At 53.9% G+C, this 1,355-nt stretch carries 1 protein-coding gene; it reads left to right on the plus strand.

Translation table 11 applies throughout. The annotated features are described in order from the left end of the window. Positions 1 to 79: 79 nt before the first annotated feature. The coding region (locus tag KDK18_RS04735) for an ankyrin repeat domain-containing protein (protein ID WP_257253569.1) at positions 80 to 1,355 on the plus strand (1,276 nt) is incomplete at its 3' end.

The raw sequence follows: 1,355 nt of genomic DNA on the forward strand, positions 1-1,355 counted from the left end.
CGTTGAGGTCTGCCTCGGCTTCGATCAGTGCATTCACGCAGTCAATCTTATTTTCCTTGTGTCTAAGACGCATCTCTTATTGGCTAACAAAAATATTTTACTCATTATGGATGGTATTGCTCGCCCCCCTGTCCCTGTGGAAAATAACTCATCGCTGGAGTCCGATCTCTGCCCTATCTGTCTGACTCACTTCCATGGCCGTGATGTAGCACCTGTGGTTGTCAGGGCACACTGTTGTGGCAAGCACTTCGATCTGGATTGTATTTCGAAGTCTTTTGTTCAACAGCTCATCGGCTCACGCCGGTGCGCGATGTGTCGGCAAGACCCGATGCCTGTATTGAATCTGAGCACCGGTGAATCTCACCCGGATCAATTTTTCCCGAACCAGGCGTTTTTTGATGCTTGTATTAACGGGGATTTTGCGCGGGTGAACCATTCACTGGCAGAAGGAGTCAATGTCAATGCTGCTCTAGCTGATGATTTCACTGCCTTGATTTTGGCATCTGGTCAGGGGCACAGGGATATCGTCGAACGTCTGATCAACGCCGGGGCGAATCTCAACGCTGCCCGTGAGAATGGTGCCACCGCACTACTCATCGCTGCCCAGCAGAATAAGGCCGACTGCGTCAAACTCCTGATCAGAGCCAAGGCGAATCTCAACGCCCAAACCGTGGGTGGCGCCACCCCGCTGTTCATGGCCGCCCAGCAAAATAGCACCGACTGCGTGAAACTCCTGATCGAAGCCGGGGCAGATCTCAACGCCGCCTGTTCAAATGGCGTCACCCCGCTGGCCATCGCTGCTGCAACAGGCAACAGTGACTGCGTGGAACTCCTGATCGAAGCCGAGGCAGATCTCAACGCCCGGGCTGAGGATGGCTCCACCCCGCTGATCATGGCTGCCCAGGAAAATAACATCGACTGCATGAAACTCCTGATCAGAGCCAAGGCGGATATCAACGCCCAAATTGGGGATGGCGTCATCGCGCTGCTCGTTGCTGCGTTGGAAAATAACAGCCACTACCTAAAAATCCTGATTGAAGCCAGGGCGAATATCAACGCCCGAACCAAGAATGGTGTCACCGCGCTGTTCATGGCTGCCCAACAAAATAGCACCGACTGTCTAAAAATCCTGATCGCAGCCAGGGCAGATCTCAACGCTGCCACGTCGGATGGCGCCACCCCACTGTGTATCGCTGCTGCGAAAGGCAATACCGACTGCGTGAAAGTCCTGATCGAAGCCGAGGCAAATCTTAACGCCCAGACTACAGGTGGCGCCACCCCTGTGTTCATGGCTGCCCAAGAAAATAAGACTGACTGCGTGAATGCACTGATCGAAGCCGAGGCAGACCTCAACG

It is taken from the genome of Endozoicomonas sp. SESOKO3 (assembly GCF_024606255.1).